This is a genomic window from Nitrosospira sp. Nsp18 (assembly GCF_900103145.1).
Taxonomy (GTDB): domain Bacteria; phylum Pseudomonadota; class Gammaproteobacteria; order Burkholderiales; family Nitrosomonadaceae; genus Nitrosospira.
Map to the genome: position 1 here is coordinate 13,293 of NZ_FMWY01000007.1, position 23,878 is coordinate 37,170.

17 protein-coding genes are annotated in these 23,878 nt (G+C 54.8%); 11 read left to right on the top strand and 6 right to left on the bottom strand.

Features of this window, described 5'->3' with window-relative positions; genetic code table 11:
- Positions 1–62: 62 nt before the first annotated feature.
- Complete coding sequence (locus tag BLS94_RS04590) at positions 63–2,189, bottom strand: bifunctional diguanylate cyclase/phosphodiesterase (RefSeq protein ID WP_090958034.1); 2,127 nt, start codon at positions 2,187–2,189, stop codon at positions 63–65.
- A gap of 212 nt (positions 2,190–2,401) precedes the next feature.
- Between BLS94_RS04590 and BLS94_RS04595 the strand changes: the two genes are divergently transcribed.
- The 5 genes from BLS94_RS04595 (at position 2,402) to BLS94_RS14505 (ending at position 10,787) form a co-directional block, all read left to right on the top strand.
- A complete protein-coding gene (locus BLS94_RS04595; protein WP_090958037.1) occupies positions 2,402–3,334 on the top strand; it encodes a histone deacetylase family protein in 933 nt (310 codons plus the stop codon).
- Between the two features lie 223 nt (positions 3,335–3,557).
- Positions 3,558–4,823, top strand: coding sequence for an ABC transporter substrate-binding protein (locus BLS94_RS04600; RefSeq protein WP_090958039.1), 1,266 nt, complete (start codon positions 3,558–3,560; stop codon positions 4,821–4,823).
- Entirely contained in the window at positions 4,820–8,992 is a 4,173-nt protein-coding gene (locus BLS94_RS04605; RefSeq protein WP_090958041.1) for a PAS domain S-box protein, read from the top strand. Before BLS94_RS04600 ends, BLS94_RS04605 begins: the two co-directional genes overlap by 4 nt.
- Positions 8,993–9,290: 298 nt before the next feature.
- The gene (locus tag BLS94_RS04610; RefSeq protein ID WP_090958043.1) at positions 9,291–10,532 is read left to right on the top strand and encodes an EAL domain-containing response regulator; all 1,242 of its coding nucleotides are present in this window, start codon (positions 9,291–9,293) and stop codon (positions 10,530–10,532) included.
- Positions 10,533–10,607: 75 nt separating this feature from the next.
- The gene (locus BLS94_RS14505; protein WP_143021649.1) at positions 10,608–10,787 is read left to right on the top strand and encodes a hypothetical protein; all 180 of its coding nucleotides are present in this window, start codon (positions 10,608–10,610) and stop codon (positions 10,785–10,787) included.
- A gap of 235 nt (positions 10,788–11,022) precedes the next feature.
- Here the strand turns inward: BLS94_RS14505 and BLS94_RS04615 are convergent, their stop codons facing one another.
- Positions 11,023–11,391 (bottom strand): Mth938-like domain-containing protein, encoded by a 369-nt coding sequence (locus tag BLS94_RS04615; RefSeq protein WP_072767516.1) that lies wholly within the window; start codon positions 11,389–11,391, stop codon positions 11,023–11,025.
- Positions 11,392–11,610: 219 nt separating this feature from the next.
- On the opposite strand from BLS94_RS04615, the gene BLS94_RS04620 reads away from it, so the two are divergent.
- From BLS94_RS04620 to thrC, 3 genes are all read left to right on the top strand, one after another.
- Positions 11,611–12,837: a pyridoxal phosphate-dependent aminotransferase gene (locus tag BLS94_RS04620; RefSeq protein WP_072767487.1), complete on the top strand. Its 1,227-nt coding sequence runs from the start codon at positions 11,611–11,613 to the stop codon at positions 12,835–12,837.
- Between the two features lie 110 nt (positions 12,838–12,947).
- Positions 12,948–14,264, top strand: coding sequence for a homoserine dehydrogenase (locus BLS94_RS04625; RefSeq protein WP_072767488.1), 1,317 nt, complete (start codon positions 12,948–12,950; stop codon positions 14,262–14,264).
- A 194-nt stretch (positions 14,265–14,458) separates the two neighbouring features.
- Positions 14,459–15,874 (top strand): threonine synthase, encoded by a 1,416-nt coding sequence (thrC, locus tag BLS94_RS04630; RefSeq protein WP_090958047.1) that lies wholly within the window; start codon positions 14,459–14,461, stop codon positions 15,872–15,874.
- A gap of 314 nt (positions 15,875–16,188) precedes the next feature.
- On the opposite strand, the gene BLS94_RS04635 is transcribed toward thrC, so the two are convergent.
- From BLS94_RS04635 to BLS94_RS04645, 3 genes are all read right to left on the bottom strand, one after another.
- Positions 16,189–16,962 (bottom strand): gamma-glutamyl-gamma-aminobutyrate hydrolase family protein, encoded by a 774-nt coding sequence (locus BLS94_RS04635; RefSeq protein WP_090958049.1) that lies wholly within the window; start codon positions 16,960–16,962, stop codon positions 16,189–16,191.
- Positions 16,963–17,185: 223 nt separating this feature from the next.
- A complete protein-coding gene (locus tag BLS94_RS04640; RefSeq protein WP_090958051.1) occupies positions 17,186–18,301 on the bottom strand; it encodes a YbdK family carboxylate-amine ligase in 1,116 nt (371 codons plus the stop codon).
- Entirely contained in the window at positions 18,298–19,506 is a 1,209-nt protein-coding gene (locus BLS94_RS04645; RefSeq protein WP_090958054.1) for a cation:proton antiporter, read from the bottom strand. Before BLS94_RS04645 ends, BLS94_RS04640 begins: the two co-directional genes overlap by 4 nt.
- A gap of 804 nt (positions 19,507–20,310) precedes the next feature.
- On the opposite strand from BLS94_RS04645, the gene BLS94_RS15180 reads away from it, so the two are divergent.
- The 3 genes from BLS94_RS15180 to BLS94_RS04655 all read left to right on the top strand — a co-directional run bounded on the left by BLS94_RS15180 (position 20,311) and on the right by BLS94_RS04655 (position 22,918).
- The gene (locus BLS94_RS15180) at positions 20,311–20,622 is read left to right on the top strand and encodes a hypothetical protein (protein ID WP_256325286.1); all 312 of its coding nucleotides are present in this window, start codon (positions 20,311–20,313) and stop codon (positions 20,620–20,622) included.
- Positions 20,623–20,645: 23 nt separating this feature from the next.
- Positions 20,646–21,674: a cardiolipin synthase gene (cls, locus tag BLS94_RS04650; protein WP_256325287.1), complete on the top strand. Its 1,029-nt coding sequence runs from the start codon at positions 20,646–20,648 to the stop codon at positions 21,672–21,674.
- A 338-nt stretch (positions 21,675–22,012) separates the two neighbouring features.
- Positions 22,013–22,918 (top strand): hypothetical protein, encoded by a 906-nt coding sequence (locus BLS94_RS04655; protein ID WP_090958056.1) that lies wholly within the window; start codon positions 22,013–22,015, stop codon positions 22,916–22,918.
- 58 nt (positions 22,919–22,976) lie between these two features.
- On the opposite strand, the gene nadC is transcribed toward BLS94_RS04655, so the two are convergent.
- The gene (gene nadC, locus BLS94_RS04660) at positions 22,977–23,840 is read right to left on the bottom strand and encodes a carboxylating nicotinate-nucleotide diphosphorylase (RefSeq protein ID WP_090958057.1); all 864 of its coding nucleotides are present in this window, start codon (positions 23,838–23,840) and stop codon (positions 22,977–22,979) included.
- Positions 23,841–23,878: the final 38 nt, after the last annotated feature.

The following is a 23,878-nucleotide window of genomic DNA, read 5'->3' on the forward strand; positions in this document are numbered from 1 at the left end:
ACCTTGCCACGACAGGACTATGGATTCACTCTTGGGAATTTCACGGGGCGGGCAAGGTCCCGCTACTTTACCCCGGGTCCGGTAACACCGTCGAAATCGAGTTTTATCAATGCCTTCCGCTCCGCTTCCGTTTGCACACCGTCGGCAATTGCTATGATACAAATGCTGTGGGCGCGCCGGCACAATCCCTTCAGGAATTTCTGGTTATTCCTGTTCTGGTGGATGCCATGCACGAAACTGGCGTCTACCTTGATGTAATCGAGGCCGAGGCCGGTAAGTTCCCTCAGTTCGGCGAAGTGATGGCCAAAGTGTTCAATGCCGATACGGCAGCCGAGTTCCTTGAAGGTGTAGCAGAAGTCACGAAACGCTTCGAATTTTCGATACGCTCCATACTCCGGCACTTCGATCCAGAGCCGCTGGCACAGGTTTGGACATTGGCGCAACAATTCTGCAAGCTTATTCCGAAAATCCCAATCTGCTATTGTTTCAATGGACACGTTGATCGCGAGTTCTCCAGTCAACGACTGCAACGTTTCGAGTCCGTGGCGGATGACAGCCAGATCAAGAGGCCCGGTCAGATTGAGGCGTGCAGCGATGTTGATGAAATCGCTCGCATCCAGCCAGCCTCCGTTATGCTGGGCTTGCATGCGGACAAAGGCCTCCTGATGCAGCGGAGCGCCAGTCGGACCGACTACGGGACACAGAACCAGCTTGAAGCGGTCTTCAGCGAGCGCATCGCTGAAGATATTCCGCCAGTCACCGATATTGACGACCGGAACAGGAAGCTGATCAGGTTGCGCGTCAACGATATGACAGGCATTGATGCCTGCGCGCTCGGCGGTGGTCAGCGCTATGTCGGCGTTGCCTAACAGTTCGCCCAGCTTATCCCCGGCCTGGTATCGAACCGCACCGATGTGGCACAGGTCGGTTATCTCCCGGTCGATTTTTGATGACAATACCGCCAATTCCATCGCCAGTTGATCCGCGATCTGGCTTGCATCATCAATATCAGGAATGACAAGGACAAAATCCGACCCGTTCAGGCGCGCAGCCAGAGGATTCCATATCTCGCTCTCGCTATCGCAAGCCCTGCCGGCAAGGTTGCCTATGAGCTTGCCGACCTCACGGAGCAGGCTGTTTGTTTCATCGCGGCCGAGTTTCTGGTTGATCTCTTCCAGGTTATTGATCCGCACCAGGAAAAGAACGCCTTGTGCGCGCTTCGTCTTCGCTACGGCTACGAGATTTTTATCATCCTCGCTCAGGGCGGTATCTCCGGTATCGCCGCCGGGGCCGGTATGTTCGCCATCCTGGATCAAAGCCGCGTCTTCGGCGCCCTCGCTCGAAGCCATATCTACGCTGTCTTTGCCGCGAGCGGTATCTTTACCTCCATCCTGAGTAGCGCCTTCGCCCTCTTTGCCATCCAGAATTTCGAGAAACCGGGCCATGAAGTAAGCGCGATTTGCCAGGCCTGTGACGGGGTCGTAATTTATCAGTTTGCGCAGGCTCTCCATCCTGGACGCTTCCTCTATGGCCCTGTTATGCAAGCGTCTTATCATGTCATTCGTCGCATGCGCGATGGTGCGCAATTCGGGTATGCGAGAGTCGGAAATGGTGAGAAAACGCCGTTCCGTAATAGCTTCAGCTTGCTTGACCATTGCTGCCAGTGGTTTTCTGACACGCTGCAGTATCAGTATGCCGATGAGCCCGCAGAATATGCCCGCGGCCAGAAACCAGATCAATAACGTTCCCGTTTGATCCCAGAGAGCCTGATAGGCGAACTGGGCGTTAGCCGCAACCCTGATGACGCCGAAATGCATCCAGCCGTCCGAGATCTGGGCGATGCCCGCTTCGGCGCTGATGGGGAACAGGTCGATAAACCACTCGGGAACAGCGCTGTCTTTCCGATCCCGCACCCGTTCGGCAATCACCCTGCCATCCGGCGAAGTGATGGAGATCGCCTCATATTGGCCGCTATCGAAAAGTGTCCCGATTTGCAGGCCGATCGTCACCGTATCCTTGCTCAGTTGCGAGATCGAGTGGGCGAGGGAATTGGCGCTATCGATATTTTTTTGATGGAGTTGCTGTTCCAGATAGCTTCGCGCGCTGAGCAGGCTTATGGCAAAGCTGCCTGTGAAACTTGCCAGGGTAACCAGGATAACCGTCAACCGGAGTTGTCGAAGAAGAGACATCGAACGCCTTATTTTTGGGGGCCTCTGGATAAGCCCCGCCGGGTTGCCGGTCAGTTGCGGACGAGCGGATGGGCGGACTTACTCTGGGGTTTCTTATTTTATGAGATTATCACGGACTGAATGTTGCTTTCCAATTTGTAAGAAGCCAACTGCATGAAGAATGCGTCAAAGTAGAGAATGTACGCGTGGCAGGGAATAAAAAGGAGTTTGATATGCATACCGCCTTCATTTCGCACCCCGATTGCCTGCTACACGATATGGGTTTACACCATCCTGAGTCCCCAGCGCGGCTCAAGGCGATTGAGGATGAGCTGGCCTCCTCCGGCCTGATGGATAAACTGGAGCGCCATCTTGCACCACTAGCCACCCTCGGGCAACTGAAACGGGTGCATGCCCCAGAGTATATCGCGTTGCTGGATGCCGCTGGGCGTCAGGCGCTGTCATCGGGCCTCGTGAATCTCGATCCGGACACGGCGATGAACCGATACAGCCTGCAATCCGCTTATCGTGCGGCGGGTGCGGTAATCCTGGCAACGGATCTGGTGGCTGGAGAGCAGGTGGAAAATGCCTTCTGCAGTATTCGTCCCCCCGGTCATCATGCGGAACGCAACCGCGCGATGGGCTTCTGCCTGTTTAACAATATCGCGGCAGGGGTTGCGCACGCCATTGAAGCGCATGCACTGGAGCGTGTTGCCGTGGTAGATTTCGATGTGCATCACGGCAATGGCACAGAGAATATTTTCCGGGATGATCCGCGAGTCATGATGGTTTCCACTTTCCAACACCCTTTGTATCCATATAGCGGGGTGAAGGGGCGCTCGGAACGCATGGTCAATATTCCGCTGGCCGCCGGTAGTGATGGCCAACTGTTCCGCGAAGCGGTGAACCGATTCTGGCTACCCGCGCTGGAAGGGTTCCAACCGCAGATGCTATTCATCTCGGCCGGCTTCGATGCGCATAAAGATGACGATCTTGCTTCATTGAATCTAGTGGAAGCGGATTACACATGGGTAACACAAAAGATCAGGGAGGTTGCGCAAAAGCACGCCGGCAACCGCATCGTATCCGCTTTGGAAGGGGGGTATGACTTGCCCGCACTGGGGCGAAGCGTGGCTGCCCATTTGAAAGCCCTTACCGATCCTTGACCGGTTATCGGAATTTCGTCCAACGCAGCATGCTTCGCCTGTTTTGGCTACAATTTATCGCATGCCGGACGATACGCCGGGGCAAACTGGGATCACCATCGTCAAACTTATCAGGAGCAATTTTTCTCTCCGGACTTGTTTCATAACGCAGCCATTGTGTCTATGATAGAAACATAGACAGGCGATTGACTTCAGTCGATTTCCTGTATCCTCGAAAAGGACAATGAAGACCAGCCATAAATCGCGTACCCCTCTTATTTTGCTGATCGCTGTGTTGATTGGCGGTGCCCTGCTTTGGCATCATTACTCGAGCGGAAAGCTCAGCATCAGGATTGGCGTGCTCCACTCCCTGTCGGGGCCCATGGCGGCGAGCGAAAAACCATTGGTCGCTGCAATCCAGCTTGCCATCGAAGAGGCTAACGCGGCAGGCGGTATCGGGGGACAGAAGATCGAGGCTGTGGTGGCCGATTGCCGGTCTGACGCTACGTATTGCGCCCAACAGGCGGAACGTATGATTACTGAAGAACACGTACAAGCCTTGTTCGGATGCTGGACAACGGACTGCAGGAAAAAAGTGAAAAAAGTAGTCGAGGAGCATCGCCACCTGCTCTTTTACGCGCTACGGTATGAGGGTATGGAACAGTCGCCCAATATCATATACGGCGGTGCCATACCTAACCAGTTAGTCATGCCTGCGGTGAATTGGGCGCTGGAGAACCTCGGCAAGGAAGGTAATCCGGAAAAGCATGGCAAGCGGGTTTATCTGGCGGGGTCAGACTATATCTTTTCGCAGGTGCTGAGCATCCTTATCAAGGATATGGCGGGTGCGCACGGCGCGGTGGTGGTGGGCGAGCGGTACCAGCCTCTGGGGGCCGCCAACATGGACGATCTGGTAGCCGATATCGCGGATAAGCAGCCTGATATTGTATTCAATACGATCAGCGGCCCCGATAATAACGTTTTCTTCAAGACGCTTAAAAAGAATGGAATCGTCGCCGCCATGATGCCGGTCTTGTCGTTCGGCGTTACCGAAGTGGAGTTGAAAGGCGCAGAGACTGCTCCGATGGCGGGTCACTATGCCGCACGGAATTATTTCCGGACTATTCCTACCCATGAGAACCAGGCTTTCGTTAAGCGATTCCGTGACCGTTTTGGGGAGCATGCTCTGCTCGACAGTCCCGCTGAAGCTTCTTACCTCAATATGCGGATGTGGATTCAGGCAGCGCTCGAGGCAAGTTCGGGCGATTTGCATAAGGTGCAGCGCACGATTCTGCGTCAGAGCCTGCTCGCACCTGAGGGAATCGTTTCGCTCGACCCGGTCACGCGTCACGTCTGGAAAGTGGCCCGCGTTGGCAGATCCCGCGAAGACGGCCAAATCGATGTTGTCTGGGATTCCGGGAAGCCGCTCGAGCCGGCGCCATTTCCCACATACCGGTCGCGCGAAGAGTGGAAGCATCTGCTCGGACCCATCGCGAGCCCCCAACCATGATAGGGTTCACCTCGCTCACCCAGCGCTTCGCGGTCTGGTTCATGGCCGTCTCTTTGCTTCCCATCCTGGTCATCGGTTACAGCCTGTTGCGTACTTTCGAAACCGAGACGCAGAAAACGGCCGTCCAGCAAGTCTCGGCCATCGCCGACATGAAAGCGGAGCAAATCGATAGTTACCTGCGCGAGCGTATCCGCGATGCCAGGATTATACAGGTTGCCAGTACCACACGCACGGCGATGCGCGAATTTGCCAGCGCCTACGCCAAGGATGGAGTTGAGTCACATGCGTATCGCCGATTGGATGCGTTTTACCGCGGGCATTTCAAACGTTTTGTCGAGGATGCCGGTTATTACGATCTGTTCCTGATTTCCACTCAAGGCGACATCGTCTATACCCAGGCTCATGAAGCAGATTTTGCCACTAATCTCATCACGGGTCCTTATCGAAACAGCGGCTTGGGCAGAATCACACGTGCAGCGCTGAATACCTTGCAGAGTGGAGTATCGGATTTCGAATATTATCCGCCATCCCGGGGAGCGATCGCTGCGTTCATGGCGATTCCCATCGTGGTTGAGGGAAAACTCGAAGGGGTACTGGCGCTGCAATTCTACAGCGAGCGCGTGTTTGACGTGGTAACCGACAATGTGGGCCTGGGAGCGAGTGGCGAAACGGTGGTTACACGGCTTCTGGACGATCACACCGCATTGGTGATGGCGCCGCTGAAGCATGAGCCCAATGCAGCATTGGAGTTCAAGATACCCATTCATAATCCGCCATTTTCGACATCGGTCCATAACGGCTTGTACGGCGAACGCGGAGGCGGTCTGAAAATGGACTATCGCGGCAAGGAGGTCGTCGCTGCGTGGAGATACCTGCCGCGCATGAACTGGAGCATCGAGGTCAAAATGGATGCGGACGAGGTATTTGCTTCAGTGACGCGCGTTCGAGCTTTCAGTTTGCTGATTCTTGGCCTGACGCTGCTGGTTGCCTCGCTGGGCGCCGTTTTGTTCAGCCGGCGCGTAGTAACCACGCTGAAAAAACTTAGCCATAGCGCACAGCACATCGCCGCGGGCAATCTGCAGCAGCGTGTGCCCGTCAAGGGATGGAACGAGATAGGAAAACTCGCCGGTACGTTCAATACGATGATCGAACGCCTGAACGTCAGCAATCGTGAACGGGACCTCGCTGAAGACGATTTGCGCCAGCTGAACCAGGACCTCGAAACCAGGGTCGCGACCCGCACCGCCGAGCTGGAGCGAGCCAATGCGATCCTGGCAAGTAAAGAGGAGGAAACACGTTCCGTTGTCGAGCATATGATGGACTGCATCGTTACCATCGATGACAAAAGCATCATCCGCTCAGTCAACCCCGTGATTGAAAAACTCTTCGGATACACACGCGAGGAGGCGATCGGCCAGAACGTTTCCATACTCATGCCGGAACCCCATCGCAGCGGCCATGATGGTTACATCAGCAGGTATTACCGCACAGGAAGGGGCCGCTGTGAATTCGATCATATTCTCACGCTGGAAGTCGAGGGAGTGCATAACATCGGCATGGGCCGGGAGGTTGAAGGACGTCACAAGAATGGCCAGGCTATTGATTTGTATGTTGCGGTCAGCGAATATTTCGTCGGGGGAAAGCGCTACTTCACGGCTATTCTGCGCGATATCCATGACCGTAAACAGGCCGAGCAGGCGTTGCGGGGAAGCGAGCAGCGCCTGCGCGCCATAGTGGATAATCTGGCGGCGTTTGTCGGGGAAATGACACCCGACGGGGTGCTGGTCGAGATCAATCGCACCGCGCTGGAGAGCGGCGGTTTGCGGCCCCCGGATGTCATCGGCAAAAGACTCGATGAAACCGCGTGGTTCGCTTTCAAGCCGGAAGTGCAGGCACAAATTCGCCAAGACATCAAGCGCGCCGTAGGCGGCGAAATAGTGCGTCATGATATCGAGGCACGCATCGCCGGCGGCGGCGTGATGACGATGGATTTCATGCTTGTGCCGGTTCGCGATGCCAAAGGCCAGGTGGCCAAGCTGATACCTTCCGGTATCAACATCAGCGAGAGAGTGCGTATGCTGAAGGATTTGCAGCAAGCCCGGCTCGATGCGGAGCAGGCCAACCAGGCCAAATCCATTTTTCTGGCAGCCATGAGCCACGAGATACGCACGCCCATGAACGGCGTGATCGGCATGGCGGACGTACTACAGCAAACCAGCTTGAATGGCTATCAGATGGAAATGGTCGACCTGATACGGGAATCCGCCTTTGCCCTGCTGGAGATCATCGAGGATATTCTCGATTTCTCCAAGATCGAAGCGGGACGGCTGGAAATCGAACAGGCGCCCACGTCGATCGTTACCGTGGTGGAGAAGGCCTGCAACATGCTGGAAAGCCTGGCTTCACGGAAAGGGGTGGAGCTTACTTTGTTTCTCGACCCGGCGATTCCGGAGGAAGTTTATGGCGATGCGCTCCGTTTGCGCCAGGTGTTGGTCAATCTCGCCAATAACGCTATTAAATTTTCGAGCGGGCTGGAAGAGCCCGGCAGGGTATCGGTGCGGGCATTGATGGCGGACCATAGCGCGGATCGGGTAACTGTGGAATTTCAGGTAACGGATAACGGCATAGGCATGAACGAGGAGACCAAGGCGCGTCTTTTTACCTCCTTTACCCAAGGCGATACCTCGACTACCCGCCGGTATGGCGGCACCGGGCTGGGGTTGGCCATCTCTTACCATCTGATTCAATTGATGGGAGGGACAATAACGGTACAAAGCGCGCCGGGCAAGGGTTCCATTTTTACCGTACGCATATCGTTCGCGCAATTGCCGGCCGCCCCATCGGGAGACAAGGTGGTAGACCTGACGGGGGTTTCCTGCCTGGTACTGGGTGACGAGAAGGGAATGGCGGACGATCTGGCCGTGTACTTGAGGTACAGCGGGGCAACTGCCGAGCGCGTCAGGGATCTGGCGGCGGCTCGCGAACGGATAAAAGTACTCCCGCCCGGCTTATGGCTGCTTATCATTGACGCGGGTCACAATGTTCCACCCATCGAGCAACTGCGTGAAGCCTTCCAGTCACGACCCGATATGGACCCCCACTTCGTGGTTCTCGAGCATGGGCATCATCAGCCCGACATTGAGCCGCGATTCGTTGTTATCAGGCGCGGCCGCCGTCGTCATGAGCGTTCCGAAATGGTCGATACGGTCACACTGGATGGCGATGTCATGCATCGCGAAGCTTTCCTGCGGGCGGTGGCTATCGCGGCGGGGCGCGCACATGAAGAAGTCGAAACGCAGGAGGCTGCCAAGGTCGAGCCGATGGTTGCGCCGTCTCGCGAGACGGAGCTTAAGGAAGGGCGGCTGATTCTCGTAGCGGAAGACAACGAAATCAACCAGAAAGTGATCCGCCAACAGCTCACGTTGCTGGGCTATGCCACAGATATCGCCGGCGATGGCCGCGAAGCGCTGAAACGCTGGGAGAGCGGCAACTACGCGCTGCTGCTCACCGACCTGCATATGCCGGAGATGGATGGCTACCAGTTAACCTCAGCCATTCGCCTCGCCGAGCAGGGCAAAACCAGAAAACCCATTATTGCGTTTACTGCCAATGCACTCAAGGGCGAGGCCGAGCATTGCCGTGAAGTGGGCATGGACGATTATCTGAGCAAGCCTGTGCAACTCTCCCACTTGAAAGCGATATTACATAAATGGCTGCCTCCTGCCACTACCACGCAACTGCTGTCGCTCGCAACCCCCGCTATCTCTGCCGCCCCGGCCGCCGTGCCCGCTACTACCCCCAGCACTCCCACCGCGACCCCCACCCCAATGGTGCAAAAACCGGTGGACGTGAATGTCCTTAAAGAGCTTGTTGGAGATGATCCGACGGTGACCAGTGAGTTTTTGAGAGATTTTCGCACTAGTTCGGAAAAAATAGCGGCGGATTTGCGCAGCGCTTGCCAGGGAGGGCAGGCAAAAATCGCCGGCGCCACCGCTCACAAACTCAAGTCGTCGGCCCGGGCGGTGGGTGCGTTGGCGTTAGGCGAATTATGTGCGGAGATGGAACAAGCAGGAAAGGCAGGCGACGCTCAGGCTTTAAATGCGCTATTGCCGCGTTTCGAGTCGGAGTTGGCAGCCGTGAATAAATATATCGATTCATTGCAAGGCTGATGCGAGCAGGATCCGTGACGCTGGCTGGGGTCGATTGCGGCGCCGGAGTGATAGTGCCTTTTTCGAGAAGGCAAAATAATGACCCATTTGATGACCCGTCTCAAACGAGCATTATAATATCGGATCGAATGGGTTATGCTCCCGTTATCACGATAAAGATTCCTTGCCGCGATTCAGCACTGGAGCCTGGGAATCTCCGAATTTATCCGGCTTCGCCAGGAAAGGGCGCGGCGAAAAATGATGGGCTGACAGATCAGCATAGTTTCCAGCTATCGACCTGAAGGGAAGAGCGAACGCCATGACAGATAGATCCGCAGTCAATATTCTGGTGCTTGACGATGAGTCTTTCATGCTCAAGCTGCTGGGGCGCATCCTGTTGAACCTGGGATTTACCTCGGTAATTTTTTGCGATAGCGGGCGATCGGCCCTGGAACAGATAACTGATGCGAATGTACGGCCGAACCTGATCCTGCTGGACCTCAATATGCCCGAAATGGATGGGATCGAGTTTGTGCGGCACCTTGTCGACCGGCATTATTCCGGTAGCCTCATACTGATCAGCGGCGAGGACGAGCGCATGCTGCAAACCGCGGAGAAACTGGTACGGGCGCATAAGATCCCCATACTTGGGTACCTGCACAAGCCTGTCAAACCGGATGCGTTATCCGCGATGCTTGAGAAGTGGACGCCACCCCTTACCGAAGCCGCCGGCGTGGCGAAGAAAATGTACGGCTCGGATGAGTTGAGGGCTGCCATCGACAATGGCGAACTGATCAATTATTACCAACCGAAAGTGGCGGTCGCCACCGGCGAACTGATTGGTGTGGAGACGCTGGCGCGATGGCAGCATCCCGTGGATGGTCTCATCTTTCCAGACCAATTCATCAATGTGGCCGAGGCGTCCGGCCTGATCGATAAGCTGACTCAAGTGGTATTCACGGGCGCGATGACGCAGGCGAAAGCCTGGGAAGAAGCGCACCTGCCATTGCGGATCGCCGTCAATGTATCCATGGATAATCTGGCATCCCTGGATTTTCTGAATTTTGTTGCCGAGATCACCACAAAGCTGGATGTAGCGCCGCATAACGTGGTCCTGGAGGTAACGGAAACCCGATTGATGCAGGATACGCGCGCGCCGCTTGAGATTCTGACCCGGCTGCGCTTGAAGCGCTTCCGCCTTTCCATTGATGATTTCGGCACCGGGCACTCTTCCCTGGCACAGTTGCGCGACATTCCCTTTGATGAACTCAAGATCGATCAGGGTTTCGTACATGGCGCATGGAAAGACGAAACATTACGTGCCATGTATGACGCGAGCCTGTCTCTGGCACGACAACTGGACATGGAGGTGGTGGCGGAAGGAGTAGAAGACCGGAACGATTGGGACCTTCTGCGCCTCACGGGATGCGATCTGGCCCAAGGGACGTTCATGTCGCGGCCTATGCTGGCCGCCGATCTGCCTGCATGGATTGAAAAATGGCGCGAGCGGGTGCAAAACGAGCTTTCCATCCCTGCGGAGGCTCAGGGAGTTATCAAATAATTATTCGCGATACCCCTGCGGGTCGGAAAATTGGCCGCTCATGTAATCGGTCTGTGATACCACAAGAAATCAGGAATGAGTGCGGTAGGTCGGGCTATGCCCGACGATCGAAGAAATGATGTCGGGCAGAGCCCGACCTACTCCATTCATATGACGTTCAATGCGATGGTGATGCCTTTTCAATCCACCGTCGTCTTCATGGATGGCGAGCGCGCTCTGCTGTTTGCGCGCCTTCGTCCACTCACGCTGCGCTAATCCGGCTCAGAAAATTTATGATGGAGGTAGGTCGGGCTCTGCCCGACATCGCTTCTTTGATCCAAGCTGCGCATGAATTCCAGGTTGTTCTGCTGATGTAGAATCATCCGGAGCAAGTAGCGCAACCCATCAAGGATGAATGACAATCGGTTGCGGCTTCCGGCCTTCATCATCCTGTAAGACGTCTGCGGATGATTTCTATCCGAGCACTTCCCGAAGAAACTGAGCAGAAGTTCTATATAAGCAGTGCCGCCGCCACGCGTCGTCCTTCGGCTGTCAGTATGTTATAGGTGCGGCATGCGGCGGCGGTATCCATCACCTCGACGCCGATGCGTGACTCTATCAGCGTCCTCGTCAGTGTCGGGTGAGGAAAACGCAGGGTGGCTCCGGTCCCGAACAACACCATTTCAGGTTGCAGGGAGAGCACGAATTCGAAGTGCTCGGCCCTGAGCTGTTCAAAGGTTTTGGCGTCCCAATTTTCAATCAGGCGATCGGGCAATACGATCAGGCTTTGCTCATGACGCGTCTTATTGACCATGACGTATCCGGCCCCGTAGCCGGTGAACATGTTTTGTTCGGAAAACACGGAAAGATGCAACTTCACGTAAGGCTCCATTTGCGGCAGATTGGCGTGTCGGGTAACATTACATCTTTTTTGCGCCTTGATAAAGTTTTTGTGTCAATTAAGGGGAACAACGCAGGCCGAGGATTTTTTCGGTGCCTGCGATGGAAACCGCAAAGCTTTGAATTTCAAATACTCCACCATTAGGTTATCTTCTACCGGCGCTTACCAGCGCTATTGCCAATCAGGTCTTTTCCATTCATGCGACCCATCCTGAAATCCAGCAAGCTGGCGAATGTATGTTATGACATCCGCGGGCCGGTGCTCGACCGTTCGAGACAAATGGAAGAGGAAGGGCATTACATCATCAAGCTCAATATCGGCAATCCGGCCTCATTCGGTTTTGATGCGCCCGAGGAGATTCTGCAGGATGTCATTCATAACCTCTCCGCCGCGTCCGGCTACTGCGACTCCAAAGGCTTGTTCGCCGCACGCAAGGCGATCATGCATTACACGCAGGAAAAACGCATTCAGGACGTGCGGATGGAGGATATTTACATCGGCAACGGCGTTTCCGAGTTGATCGTGATGGCGATGCAGGCGCTGTTGAATACCGGTGACGAGGTGCTGATCCCCTCTCCCGACTATCCATTGTGGACCGCGGCGGTGGTGTTGGCCGGTGGCACGGCGCGGCATTATGTTTGCGATGAGCAATCCGGATGGCTGCCGGACCTGGATGATATGCGTTCGAAAATTACGCCGAACACCCGCGCCATCGTTGTCATTAATCCCAATAATCCTACCGGCGCGCTTTATCCGGATGACGTATTGCGTGAAATCATCGAGATCGCGCGCCAGCATCAGCTCATCATTTATGCGGATGAAATTTATGATAAAGTGCTGTACGATGGCGCCACGCACACTTCGATAGCCTCGCTGGCGGACGACATTCTATTTGTAACCCTGAATGGCTTGTCCAAGAATTATCGGGCCGCGGGGTTTCGCTCCGGCTGGGCGGTGGTTTCGGGAACAAAACAATTTGCCCGCGATTATATATCGGGGCTGACCATGCTTGCTTCCATGCGCCTGTGCGCAAATGTTCCCTCGCAATTCGGCATTCAGACCGCGCTTGGCGGCTATCAAAGCATCAAGGATCTGGTAATGCCCACAGGGCGGCTTATGCGGCAGCGTGATCTCGCCTGGAAATTGCTGACCGATATTCCCGGCGTTACGTGCTACAAGCCGCAGGCCGCAATGTATTTATTCCCGCGGCTGGAGCCCGAAATGTATCCAATCGAGGACGACGAGCAGTTTGCGCTGGATCTGCTGCTGGAAGAGAAGGTGCTGCTGGTGCAGGGCAGCGGCTTCAACTGGCCGTCCACCGATCACTTTCGCGTGGTTTTTTTGCCCAACAGCGATGACCTGACGGAAGCAATCGGCCGCATCGGGAATTTCCTTGAGCGGTATCGCAAGCGCTGCCGAACCTGAGCTTAACCTGACAAAACAGTAAAAACGCAGCGGGAGGGATAAACCCCGACCGCCAACGTCACGCCGAAATACTGAGCCCATCCGCCAACTTTATTTTTATTGAACTCAACATGAAACCCATCAATGTAGGCTTGCTAGGCGTCGGTACTGTCGGCGGCGGCACTTTTGCGGTGCTCAAACGCAACCAGGAGGAAATCACGCGTCGTGCCGGGCGCGGCATCGTCATCCGCATGATCGCCGATCGCGACCTGGAGAAAGCGCGCAATATCGCGGGTAATGACGTCGTGGTTACCGCCGACGCGAATGAGGTCGTAACGAATCCGGATATCGATATCGTCGTCGAACTGATCGGTGGCTACACCGTGGCGAAGGAATTGACACTGAAGGCTATCGAGAACGGCAAGCATGTCATTACCGCCAACAAGGCGCTGCTGGCTTCGCATGGCACCGAAATTTTCGCGGCAGCCCAGAGAAAAGGCGTCATGGTTGCGTTCGAAGCGGCCGTAGCAGGGGGCATACCCATTATCAAGGCATTGCGTGAGGGACTGACTGCGAATCGTATCGAATGGATTGCCGGCATCATCAACGGCACGAGTAATTTCATCCTGTCCGAAATGCGCGATAAGGGGCTGACATTCGATACCGTGCTGAAGCAGGCGCAAAAACTGGGCTATGCCGAGGCTGATCCCACGTTTGACATCGAAGGTATCGACGCCGCGCACAAGCTCACCATCATGGCGGCTATCGCGTTCGGGATTCCCATGCAGTTCGATAAGGTTTACACCGAAGGCATCACCAGATTGACCCGCGAAGATATTCGCTATGCGGAGGAGCTGGGCTATCGCATCAAGCTGCTGGGCATTACACGGCGCACGCCCAAGGGGATCGAGCTGCGCGTTCATCCAACGCTGATTCCTGCGAGGCGGTTGATAGCCAATGTGGAGGGTGTCATGAACGCGATCGTCGTGAAAGGCGACGCGGTAGGCGCCACCTTGTATTATGGCGCGGGTGCGGGCGCTGAGCCTACCGCCAGTTCGGTGGTGGCGGATCTGGTGGATGTGACCCGCATGCATACCGCCGATCCTAAACATCGTGTTCCTCATCTCGCTTTCCAGCCCGACCTGCTTTCGGATACACCCATCCTGACCATGGACGAGGTGGAGACTTCATACTACCTTCGCTTGCGAGTGATGGATAAACCCGGGGCACTGGCTGACATCACCCGCGTACTCGCCGATCTGGGCATTTCCATCGACGCTATGGTGCAGAAAGAACCGAGCGAGGGTGAAGATCAGGTGGATATCATCATGCTCACCCACTTGGCGATTGAAAAAAACATTAATGCCGCGATCGCGAAAATAAAAAAACTGCCTTTGACAACCGGTAAGGTGACGCGCATCCGGCTGGAAAATTTAAGCAGCAAGTAGTGGGGGACCATTCTTGGGGCCTCCAAACGTTGCGCGATCGGACAATCAACCGTCGCCGCCCAGCTGAACTGTCACCGGTAAGTTGCTAGGCGGGGTGTGCGAGCAGGATGGCTTCGCGCCGAGGCTGGGGTAGCATAAGTTGCAAGTCAAATGTTATATGTGAGAGTTGTTCCAGTTCTGTTGTGGTGAAAATAATGCGCTATATTTCTACTCGCGGCGGCATGCCGCCGAAAAAATTTTCCATGATTCTCCTGGGTGGGCTGGCGACTGACGGTGGGTTGGTGATGCCTGAAACCTACCCGAAGTTCGATGCCGCCGAGCTGGAAAGATTGCGCGCCCTGAATTACCAGGAGCTCGCGTTCGAGATTATTTCACGTTTTGCAGATGATATTCCCGCCGCCGATCTGCACGGCATCATTACGCGGACTTATACCGCTGAAATGTTTCAGAGTGAGGAGATCACTCCCTTGGCGACACTGGAGCCGGGGCTGCACATCCTGCGATTATCGAACGGGCCGACCCTGGCCTTCAAGGATATTGCCCTGCAATTGCTGGGTAATTTGTTCGAGTATGCTCTGGCAAAAACCGGAGAGCGTCTGAATATTCTCGGCGCAACTTCCGGCGATACGGGCCCCAGCGCGGAATATGCCATGCGCGGCAAGCGCAGCATTCGCGTGTTCATGCTTTCCCCACAAGGGAAGATGAGCCGGTTCCAGACCGCGCAAATGTTTTCGCTGCAAGACCCGAATATTTTCAATATCGCCGTTCGCGGCGTATTCGACGATTGCCAGGACATTGTCAAGTCGGTCAGCAACGACTCTGTCTTCAAGCAAAGATACCGCATCGGCACCGTCAATTCGATAAACTGGGCGCGTATCGCCGCCCAGATCATCTATTATTTCAAAGGGTATTTCGAGGCTACCCGCTCGAATAGCGAGCAGGTATCGTTTGCCGTGCCATCGGGGAACTTCGGTAATATCTGTGCAGGCCATGTTGCGCGAATGATGGGCCTGCCCATCAGAAAATTGATACTTGCCACCAATGAAAACGACGTGCTGGATGAATTCTTCAGGACGGGGTGCTATCGGCCCCGCACCACGGGAGAGACACAGCAGACCAGCAGTCCCTCGATGGATATTTCCAAGGCGTCCAACTTCGAGCGTTTCATTTTTGACCTGACAGAGCGAGATGCGTCCAGGGTGAAGGAATTATGGGGATCAGTGGACAAGGGCGGCGCTTTCGATCTCGCCGCTACGCCGTTATGGGAGAAAGTGAAGAACTTCGGTCTTGTATCGGGAACCAGTAACCATGCGGCCCGCATCGCGACCATCCGCAAAACATATGAGCAATATGGCATGCTGGTGGACCCGCATACCGCGGACGGTTTAAAGGTGGGACTGGAACACCGCGAAACCGGGGTGCCCCTGATCTGCCTGGAAACCGCACTGCCCGTAAAATTTTCCGAGAGCATCGTCGAGGCCATCGGACAGGAGCCGGCACGTCCCGCGGGTTATGAAAATATTGAAAGCATGCCGCAGCGATATGTTGTAATGAATGCTGACGCCGATGCCATCAAAGCGTTTATTGCCGAGCAGACCGGACAGCCCTAGGGAACGATTTACTTGCATTGCTTTTTTAAGCAGCGGCAAGTCAAGCAGCGGCAAGTAGAAAGCAGATCGCACTCTCGAAGATTCAATGCATGATGTCGGGCGTAGCCCGACCTTCCTCCGGCACGAATTTTCCCGCCGAGAAGTAGGTCGGGCTCCGCCCGACTCGTTTCTTTGATCGTCGGGCAGAGCCCGACCTACTTCGACATCGTTGCTTTGATCGTCAGGCAGAGCCCGATCTACTTCGATATCATTTCTTTGATCGTCGGGCAAAGCCCGACCTACCTCGTGTGAACGCGCGAGGCAAGGATCACCTTTTACCTGCGCTGCTTTTCGGCGGCGGCTAGAAAATCGTCCAGTATGGGCCCTGAGTCGAGCAACTCACTGGCGCCGCCATGAAACTCTGGATGCCATTGAAATCCAGTCACGTAGCATGCGCCCCGCATGCGTATTGCCTCGATAATGCCGTCACTGGAGACTGCCTCGACCTCGGAGTCCCGCCCCAGCCGCTTGATCGCCTGGTGATGGATGCTGTTGACAAAATGTTGATAACCCTCACCGTACAGCTTTGCCAATCGGGAGTTCTCCTCGATTAGAACTGAATGGCGATGCTGATCATACAGAGCGTGGTCGACATGCGAGATAGCGTTTGGGTGTTCGGTGGCGATATCCTGATAAAGGCTTCCGCCCAATGCCACGTTGATAAGCTGTAGCCCCCGACAAATGCCCAGTACGGGTTTCCCCTGCACGACACATTCCCAAAAGAGCTCCATTTCATAAAGATCGCGCACCCGATCTCCCGACCATTCGGGCCGTACAGGCGTTTCGCCATATGAAATGGGACTGACGTCTGCTCCCCCCTGCAGCACCAGTCCATCTATTTCCTTCACATAGTCGCTGATGCGCACGCTGGAGCGTTCGACGCCGCCTGTCTCTATGGCGGGTAGCATGAACGCAAGGGCGCGGCGGCGCATAATCCAATGGGCGACGCTTTGTTCGAGATATTGCAGGGTTTTATTGCGAAAACCTAATTCCGCAGGCGGTTGATGCAGGATACGCGGTGATAATCCGATACGTAACGGGCGCGTCATTTAGAGTCTGGGTAGGGTGCATAAAGGAATATCAAGAATAATTAGATTGCTGCATTCCTGCTGTGTTCTTCGTCACATATAAATAAATATTTGCCTCTTCATTTGCTTCCTTTGCACCCTTCTTGTGAACAATCCAGCTATTTTAGCGTCCAGCAGTATTCTTTGTACTTTAACAATAGCCGTATCCGGCGAATCAAGCTTAAAAAAATTTCCGATTCATAACTTACTTTCCCATCCACAACTCCGCCTGCAATTGCATGACGTCAGCAAGATTGTGTTCCCGCGCATAGGTTTGGCGCAACCAGCTTGTGCCATTGCCTGCTCGTAATATCTCCCGAACATGTTCCATTGCTTCCACCGCGTGCAATTCCCGGGCATGGTCCGCAATGCGCGCCAGCATATCGGTTATGTCTTCACGAATGCTGCGTTGCTCGTGGGTGCGCGGGTCGATAAAAACACCTTCGAGTCCAAAACGGCAAGCCTGAAAGCGGTTGAAGGTATAAACCAGATAATCATCCTCTTCCGGAGGCGTGCGCTGCTCCACCATGATGTAACGGGACATTGCCTGAATATAGCAGGCAATGGCGGCGGCAATTTCAACGGTAAGAGGCGTATCGCATACCCTCACCTCGATAGTGCCGAACTCTGGCTTGGGGCGGATATCCCAGTAAAAATCCTTCATTGATTCGACCACGCCGGTGCCGGTCATCTTGCCGAAAAACCGTTCGAATTCATCCCAGCGCAGTACGAATGGGGCACGACCGCTCAACGGGAAGGAAAATACTGAATTCAGGCGTGCCGAAGCGAATCCGGTATCATGCCCTTGCACGAACGGAGAACTGGCCGATAGCGCGATAAAATGCGGGATGTAGCGCGACAGCATATGCATCAAATGAAGCGCTTCGTCAGGCCCCGGGCAACCGATGTGGACATGCTGCCCGAATATGGTGAATTGTTTGGCCAGATAGCCGTACAGCTCGGACAGATGATGGAAGCGCGGCGCATCAAAAATCTTTTGCTCGCTCCAGTGTTGGAACGGGTGCGTGCCGCCGCCCGCAACCGCGACGTTGAGAAAGCGCCCCGCCTCGGATACAACGTCGCGCAAGGCACGCAACTCCTCGACCAGTCCGGTATATTCCTGTTGCACCGAGGTGTTGATCTCGATCATGCTGCGGGTCATTTCCGGCTTTATCTCGCCGGGATGCGCGCGTTTTTCAACCCGGCGTAATACATCGGGAGCCGAAGAAGCCAGGTTATAGTCATTGCAGCTGAGCAATTGCAGCTCCAGTTCCACCCCGATGCTCAAGGGTCTGGAGGGCGCGAAGGGCATGAGGCTCATCTTTTTTTCTCCGGTGTTTCCCCGGCTATTCGCAGGGCCATCTGGACCAGAATGGGGCCGCCAAGCTCAAGTATCACGATGCAGCTCATCAGTACCAGCCCCAACCCTGAACCGAACAGGGGAAAATCCACCGCCGTATCCAATGTAAGAAGCAGCGCAACGCTCGACATGGGTATCAGGGCAATCCCAAGGGCCATGGCCTGGCGCAGGCTGATGCCGCTGTAATGCGCCAATGTCAGTACAGCCAGAAGCTTGGCTGCTGCGCGTGCCGTGATAAGCAGCAAGACCAGCAGAAAGCTGTCGCGCAACCCGCTGAGGTCGGCCGCGAGGCCGTTAGCGATAAACATCAACACGACCAGAACGGCGCCTGCGGAACCGAAGTGAGGTGGAAACGTCCGTGGACGCTGCCGCCGGTACCGCGTTATGAGGCCGGCAGCAAGCAGGACGAGGATCGGGCTGAGCTTGAGTGTCGAAGCCATGATTGTCGCAAACGCAATCATGCCGAACAGGACGAAAGAAAAGGTTTCCTCATGCTGGCCGAGATAATGATGGATTCGTTCGAAGGTAATGCCGAATAACCAGGCCAGTAGCGCAGACCCACCCAGGAGATAAAGCGGCGCCAATACCGTATGGATGGCGCTGGTACCGGCCTGGCCATGCATACCGGCGACCGCCAGTTTGTGGAAGATGACTGCATAAATACAGTTGAGCGCGGTCATCAGCAGAAGCCGGTCGGTCACCTGACCCTGAGCGCGCGATTCGGTGACTATGCGTATCACGATGGCGGGTGAGGTGGCAATTGCAATGGAAGCAACAACCACTGCGGCGATATTGGCAACACCAAACCAGGCCAGCATGGAGAAAACAACGGCGAATGTGGCGGTGGATTCAAGCAGGCTTGTGGCGGCAATCCAGGGATTGGCTTTCAGCCATCGAAGATTTACTTTGCTGCCCAGTTCGAACAAGAGAATGCCTAACGCCAGGTCGACTACCAGCCGCCATTCGGTGGCGGGCAATGGCGGGATAAAGCCCAGGCCGCCAGGACCCAGCAGTGCGCCGATGCCGATATAGCCTACGATACGCGGCAACCGCAGGTGGCGCACCAGCGCTTCACCCACAAGTACGGCGGCAACCAGCGTCAGCGCGAGCCAGAGAGCGGGGCCGACTTCAAGCGGCCAAAAAGGCAGGTATGCGGGCCAGTTCATGAAACAATGCGGAGGAACAGCCGGAATGGCGCTGTTCCGCTAATCGCAAACGTTATTGTCGGATGCATCCGGTCTCCTTAAGGACAATGCGGATGTTCGGTCTGTACTTGGGAAACTTTACGGTATCCTCAAGCTAAACTCCGGGATTACAGAAAACGAGCGAGGCTAGTTAGCGAGGGACTGAATAACTATCTGGAAGAGATGGTGGGTGAATTATAAACCATGAATGCGAAGAGGGAACGTCTGCCGTAATCGGCTGCAACTAAAAATCAGTACATGCCGGATTTCGCGAAGGGCGATTTCTTTGCGCTGGATCAGGATTAAACCCTGCTGAAAATCAGCGCAGGACTACGTATGGGAGTGATGGAAAAGACCGGCTTTCTCCCACATCCTTCGTGAATTCCAAATTCCACACACGGCCACGTAGAAAAAGACGCAGGTGCGTCACCCCTCGGCGCGTTTGCTCAGGCAATTGCAGGCGGATGGAGCGCCAAATTTCATTCAGCTTTAAATTTCATACCCGCATATTAGGACGGCCGAGGCGAATGGAACGCCATGCCATACCGGTATTCCTTCAGTCAGGTTATGTCGAGGAACTTCACACGTCACTCTGGTTCATACCGGTAACCCGCTGATTGATAGGCTTGGAACGATTCTTGCTGCTCGCCCTTCACCAGCTGAATTGTTCAGGTTGAATTTTCCATGAGCAAGAGAAGCATCACGCCCAAAATTGTTGATTTGGTGAAAATCGCCAACCCCCACAAAAACGGGCCGTTTGTATCGCAAACCTGAGAAAGCTTGATCATGACAGCTCCAAAATGTGCAGTGAGCCTTTGCATGATCGTGTTGCTGGCTGGTTGCGGCTCCCTTTCAGGTCCAGATAAAACGGCACATGCGAACCGTCCGGTGCAAGTCGATGGCGCACGCGGTGCGCTCTCTATCCAGGAAAGTAAGGCAGTCCTTGCCAATCTCAAAAACGGCAGCCCTGAAACCAATATCTTTACCAGGCACCTTGCCCAGGCAGAGCAGTTCTCGGGAAGCCCGCTGGTGACGGGCAATAATGTGAAGCTGTTGGTTGACGGCCCACCACCTACAAATCGATGTATGCGGCAATAAAGGGCGCGAAGCATCATATCAACATGGAAACCTACAGCATCGAAGACGACGAGGTTGGCCGTCGCTTCGCTGCTGTATTGATCGAAAAGCAAAAACAGGGCGTGCAAGTAAATTTCATTTACGACAGTATCGGGTCGGGCAATACACCCGAAGAATTCTTCAAGCCGTTGCTGGACAGCGGCGTTAACGTGCTGAAATTCAACCCCATCAACCCATTGGCACTTCGAAAGAAATTTGAAGTGGGCCGTGATCATCGCAAGTTGCTCGTGGTTGACGGCCAAATCGCCTTTGTAGGTGGCGTCAATATCAGCAGCGTATATTCCAGCGGATCATTCAGGTCAAAACCGCGTACCAAGGATACTCCACCTTGGCGCGATACTCATCTTCGTATCGAAGGACCCGTCGTCACTGATTTCCAGAAATTGTTTCTGGCGACCTGGGAAAAACAGAAGGGTAAGCCCCTGGCGTCGAAATCCTTTTTTCCACGGATAGGCAGGAGGGGTAACGAAGTAGTGCGTGCCATCGGCAGCTCTCCCGATGAGTCTTACAGCCTCATCTACGTTACGCTCTTATCCGCCATAAATAGCGCCGAAACCTATGCATATGTCACCACCGCTTATTTTGTGCCTGATCCGGGGTTACTCGCTGCATTGAAGGGCGCAGCGCAGCGTGGCGTCGACGTGCGGTTGCTGTTACCGGACAAAACCGATTCGAATCTGGTTTTGTACGCATCGCATGCCTACTACGACGAACTGCTGAGTGCCGGCGTAAAGATTTACGAGCTGGAGGGCGCTTTATTGCACGCCAAGACCGCGCTGATCGATGGCGTCTGGTCTACCATAGGCTCGACTAATCTTGACTGGCTTAGCCTGGAGCACAACCAGGAAATTAATGCGGTTATCCTTGGTCAAGAGTTTGGTACGCAAATGAAAGCACTGTTCGACGAAGATATTAAATCTTCCCGACTTGTCACATTGGAAAAATGGCGGCAGCGGCCAATTCTTACGCGCATAAAAGAATTTGGCGCGAGTTTGCTGGCTCGGCAGTTATAGTAAACCGCCTATACACCAATAATGGCCAGGCCTCCACTGTCAAGGATGCGACCCTCGGAAAACTGAAATCAGCTAACGGTGGATTATTTTTTATTCTTCGTCATGGAGCTAAGCCCACATCTGTTTCCGTCAGGATTCTCATGCTCCAGCGGTGAAAAGGCGGATGCCAGGGAACAGGAAAAATACAATGCCATCAGAGCATCCCGATGTTGCGCGCAAAGTAATGATGAGAACGTCTTACTCTCTCTTTTTCAGGATATCTCGTGGCGAAAAATGAACTTGAAGCTATATTAAGAGTGGATACTCTGATAAGTCCCACATCACGCGAGGAATAAATCATGTCTGATCTCAAAACCGTATGGTTCGGCATGCTAACCGATGATTCCGACGACTCTGGTACTGATAGCCCCATCGTCTTGATTATCAATGTAAGAGGCGGCATGTTAGATGTTTTACACCGGACTTTCCCTGATACGCGCCAGAGCGATCAGGAGCAGGGGCATGCGAATCTTTATGAGATAACAGAGGATGATTTTGAGCCGCAAGCTTTTGTCGGGTCCACGGTCGATCCTCAGGACCTGAACGCGTCCTCCATTCGTATCGGCATCCGGGGCAATGACTTATGGCGTCCCAAGAGTGTTTTCATCTGGGGGGAACAAAAAGATGGACTCGTCGTTCCGCTTGCTCTGGATACCGAGTTGCGGAGCGGTATCGTCATTGCGGGTCAACTGGCTAATATTGACCTCAGCACGGACGCGAGCGAAGGAAAGCTTTCCTTCGCGCCCTCGCGCGTGCAACTCGGGGCCGCAACGACGGTGATCCGGCGGTTGCTCATGCTTATGACGACCGCGGATGTGGATGATGCCGGCACCGATGATGATATCGCGCTTCAGATCACGACCATCGACGGGCGCCTCGTGGTGGACCACGTCTTTCCGGATACGTCGCAGGCTGATCTGGAAAGAGCGCAAGCGAATCTTTACTACGTGCCGGTCATGACCCCATTCAATAGGACTGAGCTGAATGCCGATTCGATTCGCTTAAGTATAAAGGGCAATGACGCGTGGTTGCCCAATCGTTTATTTCTTTTCGGTCTCAGCGAGGATGAAAGGGGCCAGCCGCCTGAATTTGCCGTGCCCCTGGTGCATCTCCCCGCGTGGCCCCTGGGTACATTGAGTACCGACGAGGAGGAAGGACAAGGATCGGTTACGTTGCCCTTGCTGGATAATGTTATCTTGCTTTAAGGGGAATGAGATAGCTGATGAAGCGGGGAGCGGGTTGCGCATTCGTCACAGCACGTTGTCACAGTAGGCTATGCGGGTCGGCTGAAAAGCGCATCGATAAATCCACCGCCATTATATCCTTGGTGAGGCTGCCAACGGAAATCCGGTCTACGCCGCTTTCGGCTACCGCCCGGACCTTGTCGAGCGTAATCCCACCCGATGCCTCCAGTGTCGCAGCCCGGTTGGTCAACCGCGCGTTCAGGATGACTGCCTCGCATAAGGTGTCGAGGTCAAGGTTATCCAGCAGGATCAGCTTAGCCCCCGCATTCAACGCGATGCGCAGGTCGTCCAGTGTTTCCACTTCAATTTGAACGAACACCCCTGCCGGGGCAATTCTTTTCGCGGCGCGCAGGGCAGGTTCGATTCCCCCCGCAGCGGCGATATGGTTTTCCTTGATGAGTATGCCATCGTATAAACCCAGGCGATGGTTTGCGCCGCCGCCGCATTTGACTGCGTATTTTTGCGCCAGGCGCAGCCCCGGCAGTGTCTTGCGCGTATCGACGATTATTGCCCCGGTTCCGGCCACTGCGTCTGCATAACGCCTGGTTTGCGTTGCCACGGCCGACAGCAGTTGCAAAAAATTGAGCGCGGTACGTTCCGCGGTGAGGAGAGCCCGCGCATTGCCTTTTATCTCGCAGAGCTGTTGCCCGGCACCGATCGCTTCGCCATCTTGTGCAAACCACTGCACTTCGGCTTCGGGAGACAGTTGCCGAAAACATGCGTCAAACCACTGTGCGCCACATACAACTGCATTCTCGCGGCTGATGACGTTGGCGATCGCGGCCTTTTCGGCGGGAATGAGGCTTGCAGTAAGGTCGCCCGCGCCGATATCCTCGGCCAGCGCCTGGCGGACGTTTTCTTCAATTGTAATCGCTAGATCCATGGCCTCATCGTGGCTTTCTTATGTTATGGAATCGGAGT

What these genes read in the sequence shown, in the direction of transcription:
- BLS94_RS04610 (WP_090958043.1), top strand. Translation starts at nt 9,291, where the DNA reads ATGACAGATAGATCCGCAGTCAATATTCTGGTGCTTGACGATGAGTCT.
- BLS94_RS04645 (WP_090958054.1), bottom strand. Translation starts at nt 19,506, where the DNA reads ATGAACTGGCCCGCATACCTGCCTTTTTGGCCGCTTGAAGTCGGCCCC.
- BLS94_RS04625 (WP_072767488.1), top strand. Translation starts at nt 12,948, where the DNA reads ATGAAACCCATCAATGTAGGCTTGCTAGGCGTCGGTACTGTCGGCGGC.
- BLS94_RS04595 (WP_090958037.1), top strand. Translation starts at nt 2,402, where the DNA reads ATGCATACCGCCTTCATTTCGCACCCCGATTGCCTGCTACACGATATG.
- cls (WP_256325287.1), top strand. Translation starts at nt 20,646, where the DNA reads ATGGAAACCTACAGCATCGAAGACGACGAGGTTGGCCGTCGCTTCGCT.
- BLS94_RS04635 (WP_090958049.1), bottom strand. Translation starts at nt 16,962, where the DNA reads ATGACGCGCCCGTTACGTATCGGATTATCACCGCGTATCCTGCATCAA.
- BLS94_RS04600 (WP_090958039.1), top strand. Translation starts at nt 3,558, where the DNA reads ATGAAGACCAGCCATAAATCGCGTACCCCTCTTATTTTGCTGATCGCT.
- BLS94_RS04590 (WP_090958034.1), bottom strand. Translation starts at nt 2,189, where the DNA reads ATGTCTCTTCTTCGACAACTCCGGTTGACGGTTATCCTGGTTACCCTG.
- nadC (WP_090958057.1), bottom strand. Translation starts at nt 23,840, where the DNA reads ATGGATCTAGCGATTACAATTGAAGAAAACGTCCGCCAGGCGCTGGCC.
- thrC (WP_090958047.1), top strand. Translation starts at nt 14,459, where the DNA reads ATGCGCTATATTTCTACTCGCGGCGGCATGCCGCCGAAAAAATTTTCC.
- BLS94_RS04655 (WP_090958056.1), top strand. Translation starts at nt 22,013, where the DNA reads ATGTCTGATCTCAAAACCGTATGGTTCGGCATGCTAACCGATGATTCC.
- BLS94_RS14505 (WP_143021649.1), top strand. Translation starts at nt 10,608, where the DNA reads ATGAGTGCGGTAGGTCGGGCTATGCCCGACGATCGAAGAAATGATGTC.
- BLS94_RS04620 (WP_072767487.1), top strand. Translation starts at nt 11,611, where the DNA reads ATGCGACCCATCCTGAAATCCAGCAAGCTGGCGAATGTATGTTATGAC.
- BLS94_RS04605 (WP_090958041.1), top strand. Translation starts at nt 4,820, where the DNA reads ATGATAGGGTTCACCTCGCTCACCCAGCGCTTCGCGGTCTGGTTCATG.
- BLS94_RS15180 (WP_256325286.1), top strand. Translation starts at nt 20,311, where the DNA reads ATGACAGCTCCAAAATGTGCAGTGAGCCTTTGCATGATCGTGTTGCTG.
- BLS94_RS04640 (WP_090958051.1), bottom strand. Translation starts at nt 18,301, where the DNA reads ATGAGCCTCATGCCCTTCGCGCCCTCCAGACCCTTGAGCATCGGGGTG.